At 74.0% G+C, this 24,310-nt stretch carries 23 protein-coding genes; 10 read left to right on the top strand and 13 right to left on the bottom strand.

Annotated elements, in window-relative coordinates:
* Positions 1-23 precede the first annotated feature (23 nt).
* The 3 genes from ACI794_RS10450 to ACI794_RS10440 all read left to right on the top strand — a co-directional run bounded on the left by ACI794_RS10450 (position 24) and on the right by ACI794_RS10440 (position 2,543).
* Positions 24-386 (top strand): hypothetical protein, encoded by a 363-nt coding sequence (locus ACI794_RS10450; protein ID WP_456616330.1) that lies wholly within the window; start codon positions 24-26, stop codon positions 384-386.
* A 152-nt stretch (positions 387-538) separates the two neighbouring features.
* Positions 539-1,879, top strand: coding sequence for a DNA polymerase IV (locus tag ACI794_RS10445; RefSeq protein WP_456616329.1), 1,341 nt, complete (start codon positions 539-541; stop codon positions 1,877-1,879).
* A gap of 49 nt (positions 1,880-1,928) precedes the next feature.
* Complete coding sequence (locus ACI794_RS10440; RefSeq protein ID WP_456616328.1) at positions 1,929-2,543, top strand: class I SAM-dependent methyltransferase; 615 nt, start codon at positions 1,929-1,931, stop codon at positions 2,541-2,543.
* Between the two features lie 106 nt (positions 2,544-2,649).
* Here ACI794_RS10440 and ACI794_RS10435 read toward each other — a convergent pair whose 3' ends face one another.
* From ACI794_RS10435 to ACI794_RS10425, 3 genes are read right to left on the bottom strand one after another with little or no spacing between them, the layout of a single operon-like run.
* Positions 2,650-3,537 carry a hypothetical protein gene (locus ACI794_RS10435; protein ID WP_456603686.1) on the bottom strand — a complete coding sequence of 296 codons (888 nt, stop codon included), beginning with the start codon at positions 3,535-3,537 and terminating at the stop codon, positions 2,650-2,652.
* A gap of 32 nt (positions 3,538-3,569) precedes the next feature.
* Positions 3,570-4,916 (bottom strand): CoA transferase, encoded by a 1,347-nt coding sequence (locus tag ACI794_RS10430; RefSeq protein WP_456603685.1) that lies wholly within the window; start codon positions 4,914-4,916, stop codon positions 3,570-3,572.
* The gene (locus tag ACI794_RS10425) at positions 4,913-6,124 is read right to left on the bottom strand and encodes a PucR family transcriptional regulator (protein ID WP_456603684.1); all 1,212 of its coding nucleotides are present in this window, start codon (positions 6,122-6,124) and stop codon (positions 4,913-4,915) included. Before ACI794_RS10425 ends, ACI794_RS10430 begins: the two co-directional genes overlap by 4 nt.
* 92 nt (positions 6,125-6,216) lie before the next feature.
* On the opposite strand from ACI794_RS10425, the gene ACI794_RS10420 reads away from it, so the two are divergent.
* Both ACI794_RS10420 and ACI794_RS10415 read left to right on the top strand, forming a co-directional pair.
* Positions 6,217-7,326, top strand: coding sequence for a ferredoxin reductase (locus ACI794_RS10420; RefSeq protein ID WP_456603683.1), 1,110 nt, complete (start codon positions 6,217-6,219; stop codon positions 7,324-7,326).
* A gap of 25 nt (positions 7,327-7,351) precedes the next feature.
* Positions 7,352-8,551 (top strand): fatty acid desaturase family protein, encoded by a 1,200-nt coding sequence (locus ACI794_RS10415; RefSeq protein WP_456582742.1) that lies wholly within the window; start codon positions 7,352-7,354, stop codon positions 8,549-8,551.
* Between the two features lie 86 nt (positions 8,552-8,637).
* On the opposite strand, the gene dnaB is transcribed toward ACI794_RS10415, so the two are convergent.
* The 6 genes from dnaB to ACI794_RS10385 form a co-directional block, all read right to left on the bottom strand.
* Complete coding sequence (dnaB, locus tag ACI794_RS10410) at positions 8,638-10,008, bottom strand: replicative DNA helicase (RefSeq protein WP_456603682.1); 1,371 nt, start codon at positions 10,006-10,008, stop codon at positions 8,638-8,640.
* A 766-nt stretch (positions 10,009-10,774) separates the two neighbouring features.
* Positions 10,775-11,221: a 50S ribosomal protein L9 gene (rplI, locus tag ACI794_RS10405; protein WP_456582740.1), complete on the bottom strand. Its 447-nt coding sequence runs from the start codon at positions 11,219-11,221 to the stop codon at positions 10,775-10,777.
* A gap of 11 nt (positions 11,222-11,232) precedes the next feature.
* Complete coding sequence (gene rpsR, locus ACI794_RS10400) at positions 11,233-11,469, bottom strand: 30S ribosomal protein S18 (RefSeq protein WP_014378671.1); 237 nt, start codon at positions 11,467-11,469, stop codon at positions 11,233-11,235.
* A 103-nt stretch (positions 11,470-11,572) separates the two neighbouring features.
* On the bottom strand, positions 11,573-12,061 hold the full coding sequence (locus tag ACI794_RS10395; protein WP_456603681.1) for a single-stranded DNA-binding protein: 489 nt from the start codon (positions 12,059-12,061) through the stop codon (positions 11,573-11,575).
* A 2-nt stretch (positions 12,062-12,063) separates the two neighbouring features.
* Entirely contained in the window at positions 12,064-12,351 is a 288-nt protein-coding gene (gene rpsF, locus ACI794_RS10390) for a 30S ribosomal protein S6 (protein WP_456603680.1), read from the bottom strand.
* A 212-nt stretch (positions 12,352-12,563) separates the two neighbouring features.
* Positions 12,564-13,577 carry a hypothetical protein gene (locus tag ACI794_RS10385; RefSeq protein WP_456616327.1) on the bottom strand — a complete coding sequence of 338 codons (1,014 nt, stop codon included), beginning with the start codon at positions 13,575-13,577 and terminating at the stop codon, positions 12,564-12,566.
* 123 nt (positions 13,578-13,700) lie between these two features.
* On the opposite strand from ACI794_RS10385, the gene ACI794_RS10380 reads away from it, so the two are divergent.
* A complete protein-coding gene (locus ACI794_RS10380) occupies positions 13,701-14,513 on the top strand; it encodes a deoxyribonuclease IV (RefSeq protein WP_456603678.1) in 813 nt (270 codons plus the stop codon).
* On the opposite strand, the gene ACI794_RS10375 is transcribed toward ACI794_RS10380, so the two are convergent.
* From ACI794_RS10375 to ACI794_RS10365, 3 genes are all read right to left on the bottom strand, one after another.
* Positions 14,493-15,995: a glycosyltransferase family 87 protein gene (locus ACI794_RS10375; RefSeq protein WP_456603677.1), complete on the bottom strand. Its 1,503-nt coding sequence runs from the start codon at positions 15,993-15,995 to the stop codon at positions 14,493-14,495. The two genes, ACI794_RS10380 and ACI794_RS10375, sit on opposite strands and share 21 nt — an antisense overlap.
* A 21-nt stretch (positions 15,996-16,016) precedes the next feature.
* A complete protein-coding gene (locus ACI794_RS10370) occupies positions 16,017-18,533 on the bottom strand; it encodes a transglycosylase domain-containing protein (RefSeq protein WP_456616326.1) in 2,517 nt (838 codons plus the stop codon).
* 144 nt (positions 18,534-18,677) lie between these two features.
* Positions 18,678-19,091 carry a DUF5318 family protein gene (locus ACI794_RS10365; protein WP_456582733.1) on the bottom strand — a complete coding sequence of 138 codons (414 nt, stop codon included), beginning with the start codon at positions 19,089-19,091 and terminating at the stop codon, positions 18,678-18,680.
* A gap of 160 nt (positions 19,092-19,251) precedes the next feature.
* On the opposite strand from ACI794_RS10365, the gene ACI794_RS10360 reads away from it, so the two are divergent.
* The 3 genes from ACI794_RS10360 to ACI794_RS10350 all read left to right on the top strand — a co-directional run bounded on the left by ACI794_RS10360 (position 19,252) and on the right by ACI794_RS10350 (position 22,058).
* Positions 19,252-20,010, top strand: a complete 759-nt coding sequence (locus ACI794_RS10360) for a helix-turn-helix transcriptional regulator (protein WP_456616325.1) — start codon at positions 19,252-19,254, stop codon at positions 20,008-20,010.
* 92 nt (positions 20,011-20,102) lie between these two features.
* A complete protein-coding gene (locus ACI794_RS10355) occupies positions 20,103-21,182 on the top strand; it encodes an inositol-3-phosphate synthase (protein ID WP_456582731.1) in 1,080 nt (359 codons plus the stop codon).
* A gap of 120 nt (positions 21,183-21,302) precedes the next feature.
* Positions 21,303-22,058: a hypothetical protein gene (locus ACI794_RS10350; protein ID WP_456603674.1), complete on the top strand. Its 756-nt coding sequence runs from the start codon at positions 21,303-21,305 to the stop codon at positions 22,056-22,058.
* A 123-nt stretch (positions 22,059-22,181) separates the two neighbouring features.
* Here ACI794_RS10350 and ACI794_RS10345 read toward each other — a convergent pair whose 3' ends face one another.
* Positions 22,182-22,835: a YqgE/AlgH family protein gene (locus ACI794_RS10345; RefSeq protein WP_456603673.1), complete on the bottom strand. Its 654-nt coding sequence runs from the start codon at positions 22,833-22,835 to the stop codon at positions 22,182-22,184.
* 192 nt (positions 22,836-23,027) lie between these two features.
* On the opposite strand from ACI794_RS10345, the gene ACI794_RS10340 reads away from it, so the two are divergent.
* Complete coding sequence (locus tag ACI794_RS10340) at positions 23,028-24,299, top strand: MFS transporter (protein WP_456603672.1); 1,272 nt, start codon at positions 23,028-23,030, stop codon at positions 24,297-24,299.
* The last annotated feature ends 11 nt before the right edge of the window (positions 24,300-24,310 follow it).

The following is a 24,310-nucleotide window of genomic DNA, read 5'->3' as shown; positions in this document are numbered from 1 at the left end:
GGCGGAACCCGAGGCGGTGGCGGGTGCCCGCCCGTCCCGGGGTGGCCGTTCTCGCGCTCGCGGCCCTGCTCACCCTGGGCACCCTCGCGGTGGCGTGGGCGCCGGCGCTCGGCGACGGCCGCCACGAGGCCTGCTCGTCGCGGGGAGCGCCGTACAGCCCGCCGTACGAGACGTGGCAGGTCCGGGTCACCGCATCAGCGCTGCCCCTCGGGGTCGCCTGCACGTGGACGGACCCGGCCACCGGTGACGTCGTCCACCAGGAGCCGTCATGGGCGCCCACGGTCGTCGCCGGTGCGGCCGCCGCTCTCGGCACGGCATGGACGGCGACCGCCGGGCTGTCACACCTCGGAGCCCGGGCCGCTCTCCGGAGCGGCCAGCGCCCGTGAGCCCGCCGACCCGGGCACCGGGGGAAGGGCACCACCGGCTCCGCGGCACCGTGGGCCCGCTCGCGCCGCCGGGACCGGATCGGCCCCGCCGCCGTCCCTGCCCCGGAGGGTCATCCGCCTGCCGCGGGGCGCGACGGGCGATCATCGGTGGCATGAGGCGGGAGGCGAGCATCCTGCACCTGGACCTCGACGCCTTCTTCGCCGCGGTCGAGCAGCGGGACAAGCCCTCGCTGCGCGGCCGGCCGGTCGTCGTCGGCGGCGTGGGCGGCCGGGGCGTCGTCGCCACCGCCTCCTACGAGGCGCGGGCGTACGGCGCGCGCTCGGCGATGTCCACGGCGGAGGCCCGCCGGCGCTGCCCCGCGGGCACCGCCTTCCTCGGCGGCCGGTTCGCCGCCTACCGCCGCACCTCCGACGTCGTCATGGATCTGCTGCGCGAGCTCTCACCCCTGGTGGAACCCGTCTCGATCGACGAGGCGTACGTCGACCTCGCCGCGGGACCCGGGCACGACCTCTCGGTTTCCGGTGTGACGGAACTAGCCGAGAGGCTCAAGGAGCGCATCGCCGCGGCCACCGGCGGGGTCACCGGGTCGGTCGGCATCGGCAGCTCGAAGCTGATGGCCAAGATCGCCTCCGACCTCGAGAAGCCCGACGGCCTCGTCGTCGTGGCCCCGGGCGCCGAGCTCGACCTCCTGCATCCGCTGCCGGTCACCCGGCTCGGCGGCGTCGGCCCGGCGACGGCGGAGCGGCTGCACCAGGTCGGCGTGCGGACGGTGGGCGACCTCGCCGCCAAGTCGCTCCCGGACCTGGTGGCGCTGGCGGGCCGCGCGCACGGCGCGGGGCTGCACGCCCTGGCCCGCGCCGAGGACGACCGCGCCGTCGTCCCCGACCGGGAGGTGAAGTCGGTGTCGCACGAGGAGACCTTCGAGCGGGATCTCACCGACCTCGCCGTGCTGAACCGCGAGATCGACTCGATGGCGGCCCGGGTGGGGAACCGGCTCCGCGCGTCGGCCTACTCGGGGCGCACGGTCACGCTGAAGCTCCGCCGGTACGACTTCACCACGATCACCCGCTCGCAGACGCTGCCGCAGCCGACCGACGACGCCCGGCTGATCGGCGCCACCGCCCGACGGCTGCTCACCGAGGCCGGCACCAGTGGCGGGCTGCGGCTGCTCGGCGTCGGGGTCTCCGGGCTCTCCCTCTACGCGCAGGGCGATCTCTTCACCGCCGAGGACGACGAGACCGGCGAGGAGGCCGCGGCGCCCGAACCGCAGGCGACCGCGGAGCCGCCGCTGCCGGTCGAGAAGCGGTGGTGGCCCGGCCAGGACGTGCGGCACGAGGAACTCGGCGCCGGCTGGGTGTGGGGCCGGGGCCTGGGCCGGGTGACGGTGCGCTTCGAGGGGCCGTTGACGCCGCCCGGGCCGGTGCGCACGCTGGCCGCCGACGACCCGGCGCTGCAGCCCACCGACCCGCCCGACTGGAGACCTCCCGCGTGACACCCGCCCGGTCCTGCGCACCGGGCACCCCCACCTGTAGAACGGCTCCATGGCCGCACGTCCCGAACCCAGCGCCTGGATCCGCCTGACCGAGGAGGACCCCTCCCACTCGGCGGCCTACGTGCAGCGGTTCCGCACGCTCGCCGAGCAGGGGATGGACCTGGTGGGTGAGGCGCGGCTGGTCGACGCGATGCTGCCTCGCGGATCGCGGGTCCTGGACGCCGGGTGCGGCCCCGGGCGGGTCGGCGGGCACCTGCACGAGGTGGGCCACCGGGTGGTGGGGGTCGACGTCGACCCGGTGCTCATCGCGGCGGCCGAGGAGGACCACCCGGGCCCGCGGTGGCTGGTCGGCGACCTCGCCGAACTCGACCTGCCGGCCCGGGGCATCGACGAGCCCTTCGATGCGATCGTGAGCGCCGGGAACGTCATGGCGTTCCTCGCGCCGTCGACCCGCGGGGCAGTGCTGCGGCGGTTGCGCGCCCACGTCGCCCCCGAGGGCCGGGCGGCGATCGGTTTCGGTGCCGGACGCGGCTACGACTTCGACGAGTTCCTCGCCGACGCGCAGGCGGCCGGCTGGGCGCCCGACCTGCTGCTCTCGACCTGGGACCTGCGGCCGTTCACACCCGACTCGGAGTTCCTGGTCGCGCTGCTGCGCCCCGCCTGACCTCACCAGGGCGCCGTGCGGCCCATCAGGGTCATCGGCGAACCGCACGGCGTACCCGGTGTCCGCACGCCGGCCGCCCGGCGGATGGCGTGTGCCTCCGGGGCGCTCAGAGCCGCCCGTTGGCCCGCAGGAGCACGAGCGCCTGCACCGTGCGGTGGCCGCGCCACTCCAGCGCGGCCGCGGGGGAGAAGCTGCCGAAGTCCACCGCCCACCCGCCGTCGGCCTGCTGCCCCTCCGCCAGCCGGTCGAGCTCGGCGTCCACGACGCCGGGGGCGAACAGGGTCCGCGCCGGGCCGCCGGGCAGGGGCGCGAAATCCAGCGGCCGCATGTACTCGTCGACGGCGCCCCCGGCCACGTGCAGCCGGCCGTCGTCCGGGACGAAGGCGGACAGCCGCTCCACCAGGCCCGCCGCCTCCGGCCGGGCCGCGGCGACGGCGTCGAGGAACCGGACCGCGAAGGCCAGCTCCATGGCGTGGGTGCCGCCGTCCACCTCACCGACGGCGTCGAGGCAGTAGCCGGTCGCCCGGTCCAGCCACGGGTGCCGGGCCACGGCCGGATCGCCTGCGGCGACCTGGTGCGCGGTCGCGGCGACGACGGCGGTGATCTGCAGCGACGACCGGGTCGGGTCGGCGCCGGTCCAGAACGGGGCGCAGGCGGCCGGATCGGGGACCGGCAGTGCGAAGGGCAGTCCGCCGTCGGGCAGGCTCGCCGCCGCGAGCCAGTCGCAGAGCTCGCGGGCCTGCGCCGTGGTGGCCGGCGTGACGTCGGCGAACACCTCGAGCGCGTGCAGCGCCCCGCCGGGCTGGCTGGTGGCCGAGCGCAGGTCCGGCTCGAGCCCCCACCCGTAGCCACCGTCGGCGTTGCGGTAGCCCTCGACGGCGGCGAGCACCGGCTCCAGCGGCCCCCCGTCGAACAGGAACTCGAAGCGGCGGCGGTCCAGCACCCGCCCGGCGCTGGCGAGGAACCCTGCGGCGGCGGTCAGGTCGACGGTCACCGCGTCAGCCTGGCGGATCGGCGGCCGGGTCGTCAGGGGAGCCAGCGCGGCCGGGCGTGGGGCGGCAGCAATGCCCCCGTCGGCCGTGCAGGTGCACCCGGTGGCGCGACGACGGTCACCGGTCCGGCCGGCGACGGGAGCTCGACCAGCCACGGCCCCGGGTCCGGTGCCGGCCCCGGTGGTTCGTCGGCAGGCCCCGCCGCGAGCAGGTGGTGCGCCGTGGCGGCGAGGGAGAGCTCGGCGCACCAGCCGCCTCCCTCGTCGCGCTGGCGACGCAGCAGGCCGAGGACGGCGGCCGCGGCCAGGTGCCCGGTCGCGTGGTCGAGCGCCTGCACGGGCAGCGCACCGGGCGCGCCGCCGTCGCCGTAGAGCACGGCGATGCCGGTCGCCGCCTGGACCAGCGAGTCGAACCCCCGGCGGCTCCCCCACGGCCCGCGGGTGCCCCACGCCGACAGGCGGGCGACCACCAGGTGCGGGTGGCGCCCGGCCAGCGACCCGGGATCGAGACCGTGCGCGTCGAGCGCGCCCGGCCGGTATCCCTGGACGACGACGTCGGCCCCGGCCAGCAGCTCCTCCACCCGGCCGCGGTCGTGCCGGTGCGCGAGGTCGAGCAGCACGTGCCGCTTGCCCGCGCCGGTGTCGAGCAGCAGCCCCGGGTCGTCGGGTGCGCGCGGGGAGTCGACCCGGAGGACGTCCGCACCCTGCGCGGCCAGTGCCCGCGTGGCGACGGGGCCGGCGATGACGCGGGTCAGGTCGAGCACCCGCAACCCGCGGAGGCGCACCCGGCGTCCCGGGTGCTCCGCCGCCCGGGTCACCACCACCAGCGGCTGCCCGTGCAGCGCCGCCGCCTGCGGGTGCGCGGCCCAGGCCGCCGCGCTCCGGACGGCGGCCGCCGCACCGCCGGCCGCCACCACCGCCGTCTCCAGCTCCTCGGCGCGCCACTCCAGCGCGGCCGACGCCACCTCCTCGCCGAGCACCACGCGGACGGCGGCGCGGTGGCGCGGGTAGTTGCCGTGCAGCCGCACCCAGCCGTCGGCGGTCCGCCAGAAGCGCGACAGCGGGGCGAATCCGCCACCGGCCGGTTTCCCGTGAAACCTGACGTGCCGCTCGCCGGCGAAGGAGGCGGCGACGTGCCCGGCGTCGATCCGGACCCGGGCCGGCGCACCGTCGTCGAGCGCACCGTCGTCGAGCGCATCGTCGTCGAGCGCTCGGGCGGCGAGCAGCTGGGCGGCGACCGCACCTACCGCGAGCCCCGGGACGTCCAGGGGGCCGGCCAGGCCGGTGCGCCCGTGCACCACCGGCGCCACGTCGTCCCGGTCGGCGCCGACCGCCGTCCGCACCTCCTCGACCAGCCGGGCCGCGCCCGACCCGAGGGTCACCCCGGCCCACCGGGCGCCGGGGGCGCCGGCGCGACGCCGAGCGCGACGGTGAGCTCCAGCACCGTCCGCGGGTCCTCCAGCCGGGGGCCGTAGAGCTGGCGCAGCTGGGTCATCCGGTAGCGCACGGTCTGCGGGTGCACGAACAGCGCCGCGGCGACCTGGTCGCGCCGGCCGTGGTGCAGCAGCCAGGAGCGCAGCGTCTCGGTCAGCTTCTCCCGGGCGCTCTCCCCCACCTCCTCCAGCGGGGCCAGCGCCCGCACCCGCAGGTCGGCCAGCGCCTCCTCGTCGGCCCGCAGCACCAGCTCGGCGAGCCGGGCGTCGGTGTCCAGGGGCGCGTCCTCGACCGCTGCCATGCCCAGGCGGAGGGCGCGCACCACGCGGCCGTAGGAGGCCTGGGCGCCCCACCAGGGCCGGGCGGGCCCGACCACCGCCCGGCGGCCGGCCAGGCCGCGCAGCAGCGCCCCTCGCGCCGCGCCCTCGGCATCCGGCACGAGCAGCGCCGCCAGCTCCTCGGCGGGATCCAGCCCGGGCAGGTCCTCGGCGGTCACGAGCGTGCGCGGGTCGAGGGAGACCATCACCCCGCGGACCCTGCCCTCGGGCAGCAGCACAACGGTCAGCGTGCGCGGCGGGGTCCACTCCGCCCGCTCCGCCATCTCGGCCAGCTCCCTGTGCGGGCTGCCGATGAGCAGGCCCCGCGCCAGCCGCTCCAGCTGGCGCTGGCGCACCCGGCCGCTGGAGGCCAGCTCGTCGGCGTGCCCGGCGACGCTCGCGGCGGAGAGCTGGTCGATGTAGGCGAAGACGAGCTCGGCGAACCGGGCCAGCGACATGGGGTCCAGGCCCGCGCGGACGGCGGTGGCGCTCATGTCCCGCCACGACACCCGCGCGCCGACCCGGTAGGCGGCCAGCAGCGCGTCCATCGAGCGGCCGCTGCGCGCCTCGCCGCGGCCCAGGGCGTAGGCCGCCTCGACGACCGGGCCGCCCGGCGTGCCGGCGTCCACGTTGCCCCCGACGGCGGCCAGCTGGAGGAAACCCCGCAGCGCCAGCTCGACCGCGGTGGAGATCTTGCGTCCCATGGGACCGAGGAAGGCGTCGGCGTAGCCCGGGACGGCCACGATGATCTCCTCGACGGCGCGCTCGGCGACCGCGGGCAGCTCGGTGCGCATCGCCGCCGCCACGGCCTCCGGGAACGGTGCGGCGTCCAGCGACATCGTGCCTCCTTTGTTCTCCGGGAACAGAAGCTACCGCCCGATTCACGTCAGCGGCACAGGTATCTGGCAGGTGGACTGGGAAAGCTAAGTGCATGACAGCCACCGCTCCGCGCCCCGCCGCGGCTCGCACGCCGTCGCGCACGGCGCTGCGGGACAGGGTGTTCAAGCTCGCCGAGCTGGTGACCACCCCGCTGCTGCCGGTCGACTACCTGGACCTGTTCGACCCGCTCCGCTCCGGAGCGGCCCTGCGCGGCCGGATCGAGGCCGTCCAGCGGGAGACCCGCGACGCCGCGACCATCGTGATCCGCCCCGGTCGCGACTGGCTGCCGCACGTCCCGGGCCAGTACGTGCGCATCGGCATCGACATCGACGGCGTCCGCCAGTGGCGCGCCTACTCGATCACCTCGGTGCTCGGCCGGGCCGATGGCTGCTTCACCATCACCGTGAAGGCGATCCCGGACGGCAAGGTGAGCAACCACCTGGTGCGCCGCGTGAAGCCGGGCACGATCGTCCAGCTGGACCAGGCCACCGGTGAGTTCTGCCTGCCCGAGCAGGTGCCCGCCAAGGCGCTGTTCGTCACCGCCGGCTCCGGCATCACCCCGGTCATGGGCATCCTGCGCAACTCGGTCGACCGCCTGGCCGACACCGTGCTGGTGCACTCCGCGCCCACCGCCGACGACGTCGTCTTCGGTGCAGAGCTGCGGCAGCTGGCCGCCGAGGGCCGGATCCGGCTGATCGAGCAGCACACCGACAGCGCCGGGATGCTCGACGCCCGGTCGATCGCCGAGCTGGTGCCCGACCTGCACGAGCGCGCCACCTGGGCCTGCGGCCCGGTGGGCATGCTGGAGGCGCTGGAGGAGCACTGGGCCTCGGTGGGCATCGCCGACCGGCTCTACACCGAGCGCTTCCGCCCGCGGATCCTCGTCACCGGCGAGGGCGGCACGGTCACCTTCACCAAGAACGGGACCACCCTCGAGGCAGACGGTGCCACGCCGATCCTCGACGCCGCCGAGGAGGCCGGCGTCCTCATGCCGAGCGGGTGCCGCATGGGCATCTGCTACGGCTGCGTGCTCCCCATGCGGGCGGGTGCGGTCCGCGACCTGCGCAACGGCGAGATCACCACCGCCGAGGACGTCGGGGACGGCGTCCTCATCCAGACCTGCGTCAGCGCCGCCGCCGGCGCCTGCGACATCGACCACTGACCGAGCCCGAGCAGAGGAGCTCCCCATGACCGTCATCCAGAAGAAGCCCGACAACCCGATCGAGCGCCTCACCCCCGAGGACATCGAGCTCATCGGCAAGGAGCTCGACACCATCCGCCAGGAGGTGCGCGACAGCCTCGGGGAGGACGACGCCAAGTACATCCGCACGGTCATCGACGTCCAGCGCAAGCTGGAGCTCGGCAGCCGCGCCGTCCTGCTGTTCTCGAAGTTCCCGCCGGCCTGGGTGCTCGGGACCGCGGGGCTGTCGGTCGCCAAGATCCTCGAGAACATGGAGATCGGGCACAACATCCTGCACGGCCAGTGGGACTGGATGCGGGACCCGAAGATCCACTCCACGACGTGGGAGTGGGACATGGCCAGCCCCGCCGAGCAGTGGAAGCACTCGCACAACGAGCTGCACCACACGTACACGAACGTGATCGGCAAGGACAACGACCTCGGCTACGGCATCATGCGCGTCGACGAGGACCAGAAGTGGCACCCGATGTACCTGGCGCAGCCGCTCTGGAACTTCATCAACGCCTGCTTCTTCGAGTACGGCATCGCGGCGTACGACCTGGAGCTGGGCAAGAACCTGGCCACCAAGAAGCGTCGCAAGGACCCCGCGTTCCGCGCCGCCGCCAAGCAGGTCCTGAAGAAGATCCGCAACCAGGCCGCCAAGGACTACGTCGTCCACCCGCTGCTGTCGGGCCCGTCGTTCGTACCGACCCTGGCGGCGAACTTCACGGCCAACGTGGTGCGCAACCTCTGGTCGCACTCGGTGATCATGTGCGGGCACTTCCCCGAGGGCGTCGAGACCTTCGAGAAGACCTCGATCGAGGGCGAGACCCGCGGTGAGTGGTACGTCCGCCAGATGCTGGGCTCGGCGAACATCTCCGGCAGCAAGGCCATGCACATCATGACCGGGAACCTGTCGCACCAGGTGGAGCACCACCTGTTCCCCGACATCCCCAGCAACCGGTACGCCGAGATCGCCCCGCGGGTGAAGGAGATCTTCGACCGCTACGGCCTGAGCTACCACTCCGCCCCGCTGTACAAGCAGGTCGCGAGCGCGTGGCACAAGGTCATCCGGCTCTCGCTGCCCAACGGCTGGCTGGCCGAGACGACGCCGAAGAACGCCCCGGCGCAGCTGGCCAAGCTGTACAAGATGACCACCGGCGGGCCCAAGGTCCGCCGCGCGCTGCAGCAGAAGGCCGCCGCCTGATCCAGCGGCGCCGCTGAACGGCAGAGGCCCAGAACCGTGACGGTTCTGGGCCTCTGGCGTTCAGCCGTCGCTCGACCTGGGTCTGCTCAGTTGGCCATGTCGACGAAGCGGCTGTAGTGGCCCTGGAAGGCGACGGTGACGTTGGCGGTCGGGCCGTTGCGGTGCTTGACCAGCATGATGTCCGCCTCGCCGGCCCGCGGGGACTCCTTCTCGTACATGTCCTCGCGGTGGATCATCATGACCATGTCGGCGTCCTGCTCGATCGAGCCGGACTCACGGAGGTCCGACAGCATCGGCTTCTTGTCCTGCCGCTGCTCCGAGCCACGGTTCAGCTGCGACATCGCGATGACCGGGACCTCGAGCTCCTTGGCCAGCAGCTTCAGCGCACGGGAGAACTCCGAGACCTCCTGCTGGCGGCTCTCGACCCGCTTGCCCGAGGTCATCAGCTGGAGGTAGTCGATGACCACGAGCTTGAGGTCGTTGCGCTGCTTGAGCCGCCGCGCCTTGGCCCGGATCTCCATCATCGTCATGTTCGGTGAGTCGTCGATGTAGAGGGGGGCGTCGGCCACCTCGCCCATGCGGCGGGCCAGCTTGGCCCAGTCCTCGTCGGAGAGCGTGCCGGCGCGCATGTGGTGCAGCGGCACCTTCGCCTCGGCCGAGAGCAGACGCATGGTGATCTCGTGCTTGCTCATCTCCAGCGAGAAGATCACCGCCGGCATCTGGTGCTTCACCGTCGCCGACCGCGCGATGTCGAGTCCCAGGGTCGACTTGCCCACCCCAGGCCTGGCCGCGATGACGACCATCTGGCCGGCCTGCAGACCGTTGGTGAGCTCGTCGAGGTCGCGGATGCCGGTGGGGACGCCGCGCGCGGTGCCACCGCGGGAGGCGATCGCGTCCAGCTCGTCCATCGTCGGCTGGAGCACGTCCTCGAGGCGCGAGTAGTCCTCGCTCATGCGCTTCTCGGTGACGTCGTAGATCTCCTGCTGGGCGCGGTCCACGATGTCGTCGACGTCGCCCTTGCCGCCGGCTGCGCCGTAGCCGAGCTGAACGACCCGGGTGCCGGCCTCCACCAGGCGGCGCAGCACCGCCTGCTCGGCGACGATCGCGGCGTAGTAGCCGGCGTTCGCCGCCGTCGGCGTCGACTGGATGAGCGTGTGCAGGTAGACAGCGCCGCCCATCTTCGACAGCTGGTCGGTCCGGTTCAGCTCCGCCGCGACGGTGATCGCGTCCGCCGGTTCGCCGCGCCCGTAGAGATCCAGGATGCAGTCGAAGATCACCTGGTGCGCCGGCCGGTAGAAGTCGTTGCCGTGCAAGACCTCCACGACGTCGGCGATCGCGTCCTTGCTCAGCAGCATGCCGCCGAGCACCGACTGCTCCGCCGCTACGTCCTGCGGGGGCTGCCGGTCGTACTCCGGCGCCGTCGCGGACGGTCGGCTGAACTCGTCGGCCACCGCCACGGGGGTACCTCCATCTCCTTGCGGGCGCGCCCGCATCACCACCGCGCGCAGGGGAAGTACGCGAGCTCGGCGGACGGCGCCGTGCCGAACACGTGTTCGGCTCCTGCCTACCGGAGGGGACCGACAATCCGTCGTCCGCTCGGGGGCCGGACAGGACGTTAGGAAGCCGCGGAGGCCACGTCCACCACCGGTGTGCACGCCGATCTGCACAACTTGTGGACAAGTCGGTGGACGGAGGCGTGTCGACATGTGGAGGAGCCGGGGGACAGTCACCGCGCGCCGACCGGTCCACCCCGGCTGACCTGCACGGACGCCGTGCACCGGATGTGGACGGAGAAAACATCGGAAGAAATATCCCGGCGTCGCACCACGAGTCACAGCGGTGACCGGCGCGGTCAGGGGCCTGCTCGGGGGTCCCCGGGGAGCGGCCACACCCGGAGACGCCGACCGGCTGCCGGGGCCCCCGTGGGCGGCGGGAGCCACGACGCACCGCCGGCGTCATCGCCCCCAGAGCGGCCGCACGGGCCCCGGAGCACCGGGTGGGCGGGAGGACACCCCGCGCGGGCGTGCGGCCGCCCTGGGAGCGCTCGACCGCCCCGGCAGCGCTCGACCCCCGAGCCGCCGATCGTCCGCAGAATCCGCACGACGTCGGACCACGCCGACCACGTCGGCCCGACCGCCGGACCCGGAGACGCCACGAGGGGCGCCGGACTCCCGTCCGACGCCCCTCGTGGGCGGTGCTGTCCCCGTGCGGGACAGCGACCGATCAGCTCGCGACGACCTCGATGGTCAGCGGCGCCGTGACCTCGGGGTGCACCCGCACGGTGACGGTGTGCTGACCCGTGGTCTTGATGCTGCTGGGCAGCTCGATCCGGCGACGGTCGAGCTCCGGCCCGCCGGCGGCCGTGACGGCGGCGGCGACGTCGGCGGTGGTGACCCGGCCGAACAGGCGGCCGCCGTCACCGGCGCGCGCCGGCACCCGGACGGTCAGCCCGGACAGGCGGCCGGCCACGGCCTGCGCCTCCTCGTGCGAGGCCACCTCGCGGGCGGCACGCGCCCGGCGCAGGGACTCGACCTGCTTCTCCGCACCCCGGGTGGCCGCGATGGCCAGCCCGCGCGGGAGGAGGTAGTTGCGACCGTAGCCACCCTTGACCTCGACGGTGTCGCCGGAGGACCCGAGACCGGTGACCTCCTGCGTCAGGATCAGCTTCATCGTGCTCATGATCAGCGCGCCGTCGAGGTGTAGGGCAGCAGGGCCATCTCACGGCTGTTCTTCACGGCCGTGGCGACGTCCCGCTGGTGCTGGCTGCAGTTGCCGCTGACGCGGCGGGCACGGATCTTGCCGCGGTCGGAGATGAACTTCCGCAGCAGGGTCGTGTCCTTGTAGTCGACGTAGGTCGCCTTGTCCTTGCAGAACTGGCAGACCTTCTTCTTGGGCTTGCGAACAGGGGGCTTGGGCACCGGAGTTCTCCAGTAGTCAGATCAGGAACATCGAGGGGATGGAACGGCCTCCTCGCAGGGGCCCACACCGAGCGGAGCCAGGTGTGGGGGCGAGGAGGTCCTGTCAGAAGGGCGGCTCGTCGGACGGACCGGCGGGGGTCGACCACGGGTCGCTCGCGCCACCGCCGCCGCCGAAACCGCCGCCACCGCCGCCGCCGAAGCCGCCGCCACCGCCGCCGCCCTCACCGCGCGAGGCGCGGGTGACCTTGGCCGTGGCGTAGCGCAGCGAGGGGCCGATCTCGTCGACCTCGAGCTCGACGACGGTGCGCTTCTCGCCTTCCTTCGTCTCGAACGAGCGCTGCTTCAGACGACCGCTCACGATCACCCGCGACCCGCGGGTCAGCGACTCGGCCACGTTCTCCGCAGCCTGCCGCCAGACGTTGCAGCGGAGGAAGAGCGCTTCGCCGTCCTTCCACTCCTGCGACTGGCGGTCGAAGGTCCGCGGCGTGGAGGCCACGGTGAAGTTCGCGACGGCAGCGCCCGACGGCGTGAAGCGCAGCTCCGGATCGGCGGTCAGGTTGCCGATGACGGTGATGACGGTCTCGCCGGCCATGGTCAGTGGACCTCGGGCCGCATCAGCTTCGTGCGCAGGACCGACTCGTTGAGGTTCAGCTGCCGGTCGAGCTCGGCCACCGCGGCCGGCTCGGCCTGGATGTCGACGATGGCGTAGATGCCCTCGACGTGCTTCTTGATCTCGTAGGCCATGCGGCGACGGCCCCAGATCTCGGTCTTGACGGTGCCACCGGAGTTGGTGACGACGGTCAGGAACCGGTCGAGCGAGGGAGCGATCGTGCGCTCCTCCAGGTCGGGGTCGAGAATGACCATCAGTTCGTAGTGACGCACGGAGAACCCCACCTCCTCTGGTCTTCGCGGCTGCAGGGAATCTGCAGCAGGAGGGTCGTACACGCGTCGCGCGCCCCGGCAGGAGCCGGAACGCGCTGCCGCCAGGCTACCAGCGGCCCGGTCCGGCGGGCCAGGCGCTGCCCACAGACCGAGGACCCCGCCCCTCCCGACGCCTCGCGAGCTCGGGCGGGACCCCCGGGACGGGGCCGACGTCAGCGGGACCCGCGGGCCGCCTGCAGGGTGCGCACCAGCGCGGCGGTGACCGTGGCGAGCGCGACGACGGCAGCGAGCGCCGCGGCGGGCAGCGTGCCCGGCTGCGCCCCGGAGGCGACCGCCTCGCCGTCCCCGTCCGCGCCCGGCGCCGGCGTGCTGAGGCCGGCCAGCTGCCCGAACTCGGGGACGGTGGCGCCGTCGTAGGTGCCGGTGACACCGCCGGAGCCGTCGCGCTCACCGCCGCTCCCGGACCGGCCGGGGGCCACGGATCGGGTCGGGTCGAGCGCCGCGGCGGAGGCCCGGGCCCCGGGGAGGAGCTGCGCGGCCCCGCCGGAGCCGGTCTCGTACGTGTACTGGTCGCCCGGCACGTCCTGCGGCGCCGGGGCGGCGTCCGGGGTCGGCTGCCCGGTGGCCGGTGGCTGCGGGGCCTCCGGCGCCGGTGCGGGCTTCGGGGCCGACGGGGGCGGGGCGGCCGGCAGCGTCACCGGCGGCAGCTGGGGCAGGTTGACGCCGGGCACGTTCGGCAGCGGCAGGAGCGTGTTCACCACGAGGGGCTGGGGCCGGGGCAGCGGCGGCAGGAGCGCGGTCGTGGCGTCGACCAGGGGTTGGGTGAGCGCGGCGCCGGATTCCAGCGAGTAGCTGAAGGCCAGCCAGCAGCCGGCGACGCAGCTGCGGTCGAAGCGCTCGGTGTGGCCGGCGCCGGGTGCGAGCTCCCGCTGCCCCGACGGCAGGGTGAGCGTGACCTCGGTGCTGGCGGTGACGCTGATCAGCGAGGGCAGCAGCCCACCACCGCCCACCTGCACCGTCCTGTCCTGCAGCTCGTTGACGAAGGTCACCGCCCCGCCCTGGTCGACCGAGACCACGAGCTGGGTCAGGTCCCGGATCGGCACGGTCGCCGTCGGGGCGGCGGTGGCGACGGGGGCCGCCACCGAGGCCGCCGCCACGCCCAGCCAGCCCAGGACCGCCACGGCGATGCCCCGGCGGGCCGTGCGACCGATGCGACCCGTTGCCATGCTCTGCTACCTCCACGTCGACGCCCCAGTGCTACCGGCGGGTAACCGCCGTCACAGCCACAACGATGATGTGACGCGCGCGATACGGGCAAGCTGGAAATCCACGGGAAACCGGAGGTCAGCATGGGTGGTCACCCGATCGGCGTACACGTGGGCGCCGGCCTCGCCGACGACGGCGACCTCGACCGGGGCGGCCCGCTGGCCCGTGCCGCGGAGGTGGACGCCGACGCCGTGCAGGTCTTCCTCGGCGACCCGCAGGGTTGGAAGGCGCCCGGGCCCCGGCCCGACGCCGACGAGCTGCGGGGCTCGGACGTCGCCGTCTACGTCCACGCCCCCTACGTCCTCAACGTGGCGACGACGAACAACCGCATCCGCATCCCCAGCCGGACGATGCTGGGCAAGCACGCCCGGGCCGCCGCGGAGATCGGCGCCCGGGGCCTGGTCGTGCACGGCGGGCACGTCCTGGCCGGCGTCGACCCCGCGGTCGGGGTGGACAACTGGCGCAAGACCTTCTCCCGCCAGGCCGAGCAGGGCGGCTTCCCGGTGCCGGTGCTCATCGAGAACACCGCGGGCGGCGGCAACGCGATGGCCCGCGACCTGGACGCGCTGGGCCGCCTGTGGGAGGCCGTCGGCGAGTTCGGGGCCGGTTTCGTGCTGGACACCTGCCACGGCTGGGCCGCCGGCTGGGACCTCGGCACCGTCGTCGACGCCGTCCGGGCGGTGACCGGCCGGATCGACCTGCTGCACCTGAACAACAGCCGCGACCCGGCGGGGTCCGGCCGCGACCGGCACGCGCCCCTGACCGGCGGCGAGATCCCGGCCGAGGTGCTGGTGGAGGTCGCGCGGGCGGCGGGCTGCCCGGTGGTCCTCGAGACCCCCGGCGACGCCGCCGGCCACGCGGCCGAGATCGCGCTGCTACGCGACGCCCTCGGCTGACCGCCGGAGCACCCGCCGGTCGGGGGCGTGGTCCAGTGGTCCGCCGGCCGGATCGTCCACCCCCGGCCAGCTGGTGCGGACGACGTCCCGGTCGGGATGGAGGACGTCGCGCACCACCAGCGCCACGAGGACGAGGACGGCTGCGTCGCGGAGCGTCACGGCGAGGAAGAACCACTCCACGTCGATGCCTCGGTTGTCCGTCCCCAGGTACCAGAGCAGGCGCGGCACCCAGAGCAGCGCCTCGGTGGCCTGCCAGGCCAGGAGCGAGCGCCACCGGGGCCGGGCGAGCACCGCGAGCGGGAGCAGCCACAGCGAGTACTGCGGGCTCCACACCTTGTTGGTGAGCAGGAAGACCGCGACCAGCAGGAACGCGATCTGGGCGACCCGCGGCCGCACCGGCGCGGCCAGCGTCAGCCAGGCCACCGCGCCGAGCGCGGCGAGGAGCACGACCGCGACCGCCGCGTTGAGCACCGTGGGCGTCTGCCCCTCGGCCAGCGGGCCGTCGAGCAGCTGGTCCCCGGCCACGTGCAGGGCGATGTTCCACAGCGAGTCGGGGTCGGCCGGGCGCGTCCTGTTGAGGGTGAAGAAGCGGGACCAGTTCTCCGGTGCGAGCACCGCGACGGGGAGGTTGACCACGACCCAGGTCAGCGCCGCGGCGGCCGCCGTCCTCGCCCACACGGCCAGCCGTCCGGCCCGCAGGCAGAGCAGCAGCAGCGCGGCGAGCAGCAACGCCGGGTAGAGCTTCGCGGCGACGCCGAGGCCCAGCAGGACGCCGGCGAGCACCGGGCGGTGCCTCGCCCAGGCCCACATGCCGAAGGTGGCGAGCGCGACGGCCAGCAGGTCCCAGTTCGTGAAGGCGTGCACCACCAGCAGCGGGGACAGCCCGATCATGGCCGCGTCCCACGGGCGGCGGCCGGCCAGCGCGAGGGTGGCCCGCACCACGAGGAGCGCGCAGATGGTGAGCAGCAGGCAGGTCACCACGTAGTAGCTGAGCACCGGCGCGACCTCGGGCAGCAGGCCCGATGCCGTCGCGGCGCGGTCGTACCCGGCGGCGACGGCGGCCGCGAGGGCCATGAAGCCGCCGGTGAGCACGGGGTACTCGACGGCGGAGTCCAGGTAGGGGATCGCGCCGTCGGCCAGGCCGTGCAGCCCGAACAGCGGCACCGTGTCGGAGTAGCAGAAGTGCGTGTACTGGACCGAGCCGGCCCAGTTCCCGTCGGCGCAGGGCGCCTGCTTCACCCAGGCGACCGCGAGCGCCAGGGTGGCGAAGAGGAGGCACACCCGCAGCGGCGTCCAGAACAGGGCCCGGCCGGTGACGGCGAAGCGGCCCCACGGCCCCCCGACGGCCTCGCTGGCCTGCCGCACCACGGGGTCGGTCCAGGACGGCACCACGCGGTCCGGTGCGGACGGCGGCTGGGTTCCACGTGGAACCAGCACGGGCCCGTCCGCGGTGGCGGACGGGCCCGTGGGGGTGCTGCTCATGCGAGCAGTGTGCGTGATCGGTCAGTCGACGGGCGGCGGGACGACGGGGCCCGGTGTGCCGCCGGCTGAAGGCGGTGTCGTCCGCTCGGTGCGGTCGTCGATGCCGTTGCCGTTCTGGTCCGGGAACTGAGGCTGCTCGGTGCGGTCGTCCACGCCGTTGCCGTTGGCGTCCGGGAACTCCGTGCGGTCGTCCACACCGTTGCCGTTGGCGTCCGGGAACTCCGTGCGGTCGTCGATGCCGTTGCCGTTCCGGTCCGGGAACTCCGTGCGGTCGTCCACGCCGTTGCCGTTGGCGTCCGGGAAGCTCGGCCTGGACGGACTCGGCGACGACGGCGCGGCCGGGGTCTCCACCGGAGCGGGGGCCTCCGTCGTGGGCGCGGGCACGCCCTCGCCGCTGTCGCCCTTGATCAGCGCCCGGTCCGGCAGGTCCTCCTCGGGGGTACCGGCGAGCACCGCGTCCATGAACCGCTGCCAGATGGCACCGGGCAGCCCCGAGCCGTAGATGATCCGCCCGCGGGAGTCGACGATCGGGTCGCTGGGGGAGTCGTTGCCCACCCAGACCGCGGTCGCGATGGAGGGGGTGTACCCGACCATCCACGCGTCGGAGTTGTTCTCGCCCTGCCCCTGGGTGCCGGTCTTGCTGGCGACCTCTCGGCCGCCCTCCAGCGCCCGGCGCGAGTAGGAGGCGACGTCCTTCAGGGCGACGGTGACGTCGTTGACGACGTCGGCCGGCAGGACCTGCTCGCCGGCGGCGGCCGCCGTCTGGTCCACCAGCACGGTGCCCGCGCTGTCGGTCACCTTCCCGATGAAGTGGGCGTCGCGGAAGACCCCGCCGGCGGCGAGCGTCGCGAACCCCTGCGCCTGGTCGAACGGGCGCAGCTCGTACTCGCCGATGCCGATGGACGAGCCGGTGAGGCCGTCGGAGTTGGCCAGGACGGTCTTGCCCGCGAAGAAGTCGCTGCCGCCCCACGTGTCGGGCAGGCCGGTGGCCGCGAGGATCGTGTCGCGCACGTTCTCCGGGCCGACCTCGTAGGCCAGGCCGTAGAAGGTCGTGTTGAGCGACCGCGTGATCGCCTCGGTGAGCGTGCACGCGGAGCAGCTGGCGCCGCCGGAGTTGGTCACCGGCAGCCCCGGCCGGTCGGGGAACTCCTGGTCGTCGCTGCCGTCGCGCCGGGCCTGGATGCCGATGCCCTGCTCCAGGGCGGTGGCCAGCACGTAGGGCTTGACCGACGACCCGGGCTGGCGCTTGGCCTGCGCGTAGTCGGTGCCGACCCCGTTCTCGCCGCCGTAGTAGGCGACGACCCCGCCGCTGCGCGGGTCGACGGCCACGAGGGCCTCCCGCAGCTCCTGCGGCTCCGGCGGTGCCGTGACCTCGCGGACGGCGGCGACGGCGGCGTCCTGCGCCGGCTTGCTGATCGTGGTCGTGATCTGCAGGCCACCGGCGTTGACCTGCTGCTCGTCGTAGCGGTACCGCTCCTGCATCTCCTGGGTGACCTGGCGGACGATGTGGCCCTCGGGCCCCTCCGGCATGCCGAGGGTGGAGTCGGTCTTCGGCAGCACCGGCGGGTACGCCGAGGCCTCGCGCTCCTCCGCCGTCAGCCAGCCCTCCTCGACCATCGCGTCGAGCACCAGACCCCAGCGGTCCTGGGCGCCCTCGGGGTTGGTCTCCGGGTCGTAGTTGGAGGGGCTCCGGATGAGGACGGCGAGCACCGCGGCCTGCTGCGCGGTCAGCTCGGCGGCCGGGATGCCGAAGTAGGTGTTCGCCGCCGCCTCGATGCCGTAGGCGCCGCGGCCGTAGTAGATGGTGTTGAGGTAGTTCTCGAGGATCTGCTCCTTCGAGAAGTTGTTGTCCAACTTGATCGCCAGGAACAGCTCCTGGAACTTGCGGCTGAACGTCTGGTCGTGCGTCAGGAAGGCGTTCTTCACGTACTGCTGCGTGATCGTCGAACCGCCCTGCGTGGAGCCACCGGTCAGGTTGTTCCAGGCGGCGCGCACGATGCCGGTGAAGGAGATGCCCGGGTCGGAGTAGAAGCTGCGGTTCTCGGCCGCGAGCACCGCGCGCTGCGCCGGCTCGCTGATGGCCGACAGGGGCACGTTCGTGCGGTTCTCGTCGCCCAGCCGCGCCATCTCGGTCACGCCGTCGGAGTAGTAGATGACCGTGGTCTGCTTCGTGGAGACCGAGTCGGGGCTGGGCACCTGGGTGCTGGCGTAGACGACGCCGACGAAGACGAACAGCAGGGCCATCAGCCCGCCCATCAGCGCGGCGGTGATCTTCAGCCGGCGCTGGCGGCGCTGCTTCTTGCTGCGCGCCGCCTTGCCCTTGGCCGCGGCCGGTCGCGCGGCGGGACGCCCGGAACCGCCACGCGACGCCGTGGTGCCGCCGCGCGAGGCGGGCGGGCGACCGCCGCCCGACGGGCGCCCGCCCGGGGGACGCCCGGTGCCGCCTCCGCCACCGGTGCTGCGGGTACGGGTGGCCGGCGGCCGGCGCACCGACCCGGCCCGCGGTGCGACGGGCGAGGTCTCGTCGTGGCTGGGCACGAGCACACCCCTTTCCTGGACTGTCATGGGCGACGCCGGGCACCTGCCCGGACGCAGCGGTTCGTCTTCAGCTTGTGGCAGCGCAGCGGGCCCGCTCCGTCGCGGGCCCGGTGGCACGGTCGGGGCCGGTCGCCGGCCCGTCCGTCACCGCTCGGGAGCGGTCCGGCGCCTGCCGCGGGGCTTGCGCCCCGGCTCGGGCTCGGCACCGAGGACGTACGAGCAGTCGAGGTGGTTCCAGCCGCAGGCGCGGCAGACCTCGACCCGGTACACGGAGAACTCGTCCTGGGCGGCGTCCATGCGGGCGAGCTCGGCCTCGGTCTTGGCCTGGCCGGCCACCGGCCCGAGGTGCTCGCCGTACACGTAGTTCACCAGGGTGAGACGTTCACGTCGGCAGACCGGGCACGCGGCGTCGGTCGGCTCTCCGTGGTACTTCGCCGCCCGTGAGAGGTACGGGCTCGCGTCGCACACCTCGAACAACCCGGTGCGGCCCGCATGTACTCCCGCCAGGACGGCTCGCCGCTGCAGCGAGTAGTCCACGACGGAACGACGTCCGGGCACGGCGGCCAATGTACGCACCGGGCCCGCGTCCGTGGGGTCGCCGAGCACCGTACTCACCCCGGGTGACCCACCTGCCCCACGCCTCCGTGTAGAGCGGGCGCGCTGCCCGATGTATCGTGCCGATACATCGATCGACAGGGACCACCCGGGGGAGGGCGACGTGCTCGAGTTCGCCATCCTCGGTCTGCTGCACCAGGCCCCGATGCACGGGTACGAGCTGCGCAAGCAGCTCGCCGCGGTGCTCGGTGGCTTGCGCAGCATCTCCTACGGTTCGCTGTACCCCGCCCTCCGGCGGATGCAGGCAGCCGGGCTGATCTCCACCGATGAGCCCACCCCGCGTGGCCTGCTCCCGGCCGACGCACCGCCGCTCACCGGCCGTCGCGGGAAGGTGGTCTACACGATCACCGCGGAAGGCAAGGAGCGGTTCCACGAGCTGGTCAGCCAGACCGGCCCGGAGGCCTACGACGACGGCGGGTTCTTCGGCGTCCGCCTGGCCTTCTTCCGGCACACGGCGCACGACGTGCGGCTGCGGATCCTCGAGGGCCGCCGGCGCACCGTGGAGCGGCAGCGCGAGGGGCTGCGGTCGTCTCTGGCGCGGACCCGCGAGCGGCTCGACCGCTACACGCTCGAACTCCAGCGGCACGGCCTGGAGTCGGTGGACAGGGAGGTCCGCTGGCTGTCGGAGCTCATCGACAGCGAGCGCCGGGAGGCGACGGAGCCGGCAGCGGTGCGCCGGGAGGCGACGGAGCCCGCAGCGGTGCGCCGGGAGGCGACGGAGCCGGGGGCGGTGCGCCGGGAGGCGTCGGAGCCGGGGGCTGCGTCGTCGGAGGCGCAGGAGCCAGGGACGACACGACAGGAGACGGGCGGAACCGCGCGGCCCGACCCGATCGGGGCGAAGCCACCGCCGATCACCACCTGAACACGCCGGGGCCTCCGCGCCCGGGCGCAGCCATCACCGGACCGCACGCGGTTCACGTACACGGGCCCAACGGTCCAGGGAGAAGGAGAGTCATGGGGTCAGTCAAGGTCGCCATCGTCGGCGTCGGTAACTGCGCCGCCTCGCTGGTGCAGGGCGTCCACTACTACCGGGACGCCGACGAGACGACGTCCGTGCCGGGGCTGATGCACGTCCGGTTCGGCGAGTACCACGTCTCCGACATCGAGTTCGTCGCCGCGTTCGACGTCGACGCCAAGAAGGTCGGCCGGGACCTGTCCGAGGCCATCGTGGCCAGCGAGAACAACACCATCACCATCTGCGACGTCCCGCCGCTGGGCGTGACGGTGCAGCGCGGCACCACCCTCGACGGCCTGGGCAAGTACTACCGGGAGACCATCGAGGAGTCCGACGAGCAGCCGGTCGACGTCGTCGCCGCCCTGCGCGAGTCCGGTGCCGACGTCCTCGTGTGCTACCTCCCCGTCGGCTCCCAGCAGGCCGCCGAGTTCTACGCGCAGGCCGCGCTCGACGCCGGTGTCGCCTTCGTCAACGCCCTCCCCGTCTTCATCGCCGGCACCAAGGAGTGGGCGGACAGGTTCACCGCCGCCGGCGTGCCGATCGTCGGTGACGACATCAAGAGCCAGGTCGGCGCCACGATCACCCACCGGGTGCTCGCCAAGTTGTTCGAGGACCGCGGCGTGCAGCTCGACCGCACGATGCAGCTGAACGTCGGCGGCAACATGGACTTCAAGAACATGCTCGAGCGCGAGCGTCTGGAGTCCAAGAAGATCTCCAAGACCCAGTCCGTCACCAGCCAGGTCGACCGGGACATGGGCGTGGGCAACGTGCACATCGGCCCGTCGGACCACGTGCCGTGGCTGAGCGACCGCAAGTGGGCCTACGTCCGCCTGGAGGGCCGCGCGTTCGGCGACGTCCCGCTGAACCTGGAGTACAAGCTCGAGGTCTGGGACAGCCCGAACTCGGCCGGCATCATCATCGACGCCGTCCGCGCCGCAAAGATCGCCAAGGACCGCGGCATCGGCGGCCCGATCCTGTCGGCGTCGTCCTACTTCATGAAGAGCCCGCCGGTGCAGTACGACGACAGCGAGGCCCGCGACGCCGTCGAGGCGTTCATCCGGGGCGACATCGAGCGCTGAGGCCCACCGGGCATAGGAGGCTTTACCTACGTCCCTGGGGACCAGGACGCAGGTAAAGCCTCCTTCGCCCCCGCCGCGTCGTCGCCGATCCCGGGCGATCGGCTGCCTACGCTGCACCGCATGCGTGCCCGCCGACAGCTCGTCCGCCGGGCGGGCGCGGCCGGGCTGGCCCTCCTGCTCCTCGCCGGGTGCACCAGCGACCAGCGGCAGGCCGGTGAGCCGGTCACCGAGGACGACGCCGCCGTCCTGGCCGAGCTGCTCCACCGCAACCACGAGGAGGGCGGCGCGGACTTCGTCGTCACCGCCCCCTTCGCCGACGACGCGGTGCTCACCCTCACCGGGCAGATCGATTTCCGCCGCGGGGTCGGGCAGGCCCAGGCGGTGACGACGGTCGGGGGCGAGGACCGGGACACCCGCACCCTGTTCTTCGACCGCGACGACCTCTGGGCCGGCGACGTGCCCGGGCTGACCGAGGCGCTCGCCGCCGACGGCGCCCCGGACGCGACCTACCTGCGCCGGACCCTGCCGGCCGGCGCCGCGGACCCACCGCTGCTCGACGTGCTCGTCCGGGTGCTGCAGAACCTCGCCGCGGAGCGGGCCGACCCGCCGTCGGCATTCCTGGACGGCCCGTACCGGTGGGACGGGGAGCAGGCGGTCGACGGCCGGCCGACGACGGTGTACCGGCTCCGCGAGGAGCGCACGGTGGCGGTGGACGACTCCGACCGGACGCTGGTGCAGTACCGGACCCCGCTGGGCGGCGTCGAGGTGACGGTCACGCTCGCCGAGCACGGCACCCGCCGGCTGGCACTCCCCACGGCGGAGGAGACGGCGGCGGCGACGGACCACCCGGAGATCGCTGCGGCGTTCGGGGTCTGAGGCGGGGAATCGTCACCGCAGAGAAGCGGGAAGGGGCGGCCTCTTCCCCAGACCGCCCCTTCCCGGGCTCTTTCCTACCAGACGACGCCGGATCGCGCTGCCCGACACGAGCCGGGAGGGACGTCAGTTGACCGTGGGGTCCAGCGTGGCGGAGGAGAGGACGGCCAGGCGACCGGTCTGCCGGCCCACCACCCGCCGCCACAGCTCGGGGCCGGACAGCTCGCAGAGGACGTCGCCGGGTCGGCTCGGCACGCAGGCCCACGCCCCCTCGGCGAGCTCACCGGCCAGCTGACCGGGCGACCAACCCGCGTAGCCCGCGAACACCCGCAGGCCCGAGAGGCGGCCGGTGAGCGCCTCCGGGTCCCCGTCGAGGTCGACGAGGTGGACGTCCCCGGCCACGGACCGCAGGCCGGGTTCGCTGGCGTCGACCGCCGCCGTCGCCAGGCAGAGCGCGGTGTCGGTCTCGCACGGCCCGCCGACGTGGAAGACGCCCGGCTCCACCGCCAGATCGCACCACCCGGGCAGCACGTCGCGGATCTGGACCTGGCTGGGCTGACCCAGCACCACGCCTAGCGTGCCGGTGTCGGAGTGGTCCAGGACGTAGACGACCGCGCCGGCGAACGTGGGCTCGGTGAGCGCCGGCATCGCCACGAGGAGGGCGCCCGCCCGCACGTCGTCCAGGCTGCCGACCGACAGCTGGGGTACCGCGCCGGCACGGCGGCGACCGGTCGCGGGCCGTGCAGGCGGACCGGACTCGGGCTCGGGCGGGGGAGGCACCGGCGACATCCTTCTCAGTGTGCCCCACGTCGGCGCCGGTGGCCGCTCGCCCTGCGCGCGGGGGGCACGGGCGGCCCCGTGCAGGGTCCCGCCGCGAGCTCGCGAGTGGCGGGGCACGGCGGCCCCGTGCAGGGTCCCGCCGCGAGCTCGCGAGTGGCGGGGGGCACGGGGTCCTTTCTCTAGGCTGGCCGTGTGGCGGGGGCGGGGACGACCGTGCGCGGTCTCCTGGTGCGCGGGGACTTCCGCCGGCTGCTGGGCACCCGGTTGCTCTCCCAGTTCGGGGACGGCGTCTTCCAGGCCGCGCTGGCGGGCACGGTGCTGTTCAACCCGCAGCGCGCCGCCGATCCCGTCGACGTCGCCGCGGGCTTCGCCGTCCTGCTGCTGCCCTATTCGTTCGTCGGGCCGTTCGCCGGCGTCTGGCTGGACCGCTGGAGCCGGCGCCAGGTGCTCCTGCGCGCCAACGTGCTGCGCGCCGGACTCGTGGCCGTGGTGGCCGCCCTCGTGCTCGCCGGCGTGCAGGGGCCGGCCTTCTACCTCGCCGGCCTCGCCGTCTTCTCGGTGAACCGGTTCGTGCTCTCCGCGCTCTCGGCCGGCCTCCCGCACACCACCGACGAGTCCTCGCTGGTCCCGGCGAACGCCCTGTCGACGACGTCGGGCGCGGTGGCCACGGTGGTCGGGGGTGGAGCCGCGCTGGCGCTGCTGCAGCTGACCGGGTCCGGCGACGCCGGGTACGCCACGCTGGCCCTCTCCTCCGCCGTGCCCTACCTCGCGGCCGCGGCGGTCGTCGCCGGGTTCACGCGGGCCTACCTCGGGCCCGACCACATGGCCCGCACCGCGCGGATGTCGGTGGCGCAGGTGCTGACCGGCATGGCCTCCGGTGCCCGGCACGCGTGGGCGCACCGGCAGGCCGCCGCCGCGCTCACCGCCATCGGTCTGCACCGCGTCTGGTTCGGCCTGCTGACGCTCATGACCCTGCTGCTCTACCGCAACACGTTCGTCGACGGGAGCGGCCCGCTGCCCGGGGGCCTGGTGGGGCTCGGCGTGGTCGTCGCCGCGATCGCCGCCGGCACGCTCACCGCCGCCGTCGCCACCCCGCCCGTCGTGCGCCGCATCGGCACGGTGCCGTGGATCGGCATCCTGCTGACCACGGGCGGGCTGCTTCAGGCCGGCCTCGGGCTGCTGTTCCAGCCCTCGGCCGCCGTGCTCGCCGGGTTCGTCCTCGGGCTCATGGGCCAGGGCGTGAAGATCTGCGTCGACGCGACCTTGCAGGAGTCGATCGACGACGACCACCGGGGCCGGGTCTTCTCCGTCTACGACACCGTCGTCAACGTGGGCTACGTCGCCGCACTCGTCGCCGCGGCGTTCACCCTCCCCGAGTCGGGGGTCTCACCGCCGCTGCTCACCGTCGTCGGCGCGGGGTACGTCGGCACCGCGCTGCTGCACGCCCGCATGGCCCGGCGCTGAGCGGAGGGGCG

It is taken from the genome of Blastococcus sp. SYSU DS0541 (assembly GCF_054050875.1).
This window is presented reverse-complemented; position numbering and strand designations above follow the sequence as displayed.

Bases quoted from the DNA above. Each gene is read 5' to 3' on its own strand.
- rplI (WP_456582740.1), bottom strand. From the start codon at position 11,221: ATGAAGCTGATCCTGACGCAGGAGGTCACCGGTCTCGGGTCCTCCGGC.
- ACI794_RS10415 (WP_456582742.1), top strand. From the start codon at position 7,352: ATGACCGTCATCCAGAAGAAGCCCGACAACCCGATCGAGCGCCTCACC.
- ACI794_RS10385 (WP_456616327.1), bottom strand. From the start codon at position 13,577: ATGGCAACGGGTCGCATCGGTCGCACGGCCCGCCGGGGCATCGCCGTG.
- ACI794_RS10425 (WP_456603684.1), bottom strand. From the start codon at position 6,124: ATGTCGCTGGACGCCGCACCGTTCCCGGAGGCCGTGGCGGCGGCGATG.
- ACI794_RS10350 (WP_456603674.1), top strand. From the start codon at position 21,303: ATGCGTGCCCGCCGACAGCTCGTCCGCCGGGCGGGCGCGGCCGGGCTG.
- ACI794_RS10355 (WP_456582731.1), top strand. From the start codon at position 20,103: ATGGGGTCAGTCAAGGTCGCCATCGTCGGCGTCGGTAACTGCGCCGCC.
- ACI794_RS10380 (WP_456603678.1), top strand. From the start codon at position 13,701: ATGGGTGGTCACCCGATCGGCGTACACGTGGGCGCCGGCCTCGCCGAC.
- ACI794_RS10395 (WP_456603681.1), bottom strand. From the start codon at position 12,061: ATGGCCGGCGAGACCGTCATCACCGTCATCGGCAACCTGACCGCCGAT.
- ACI794_RS10375 (WP_456603677.1), bottom strand. From the start codon at position 15,995: ATGAGCAGCACCCCCACGGGCCCGTCCGCCACCGCGGACGGGCCCGTG.
- ACI794_RS10445 (WP_456616329.1), top strand. From the start codon at position 539: ATGAGGCGGGAGGCGAGCATCCTGCACCTGGACCTCGACGCCTTCTTC.
- ACI794_RS10420 (WP_456603683.1), top strand. From the start codon at position 6,217: ATGACAGCCACCGCTCCGCGCCCCGCCGCGGCTCGCACGCCGTCGCGC.
- ACI794_RS10440 (WP_456616328.1), top strand. From the start codon at position 1,929: ATGGCCGCACGTCCCGAACCCAGCGCCTGGATCCGCCTGACCGAGGAG.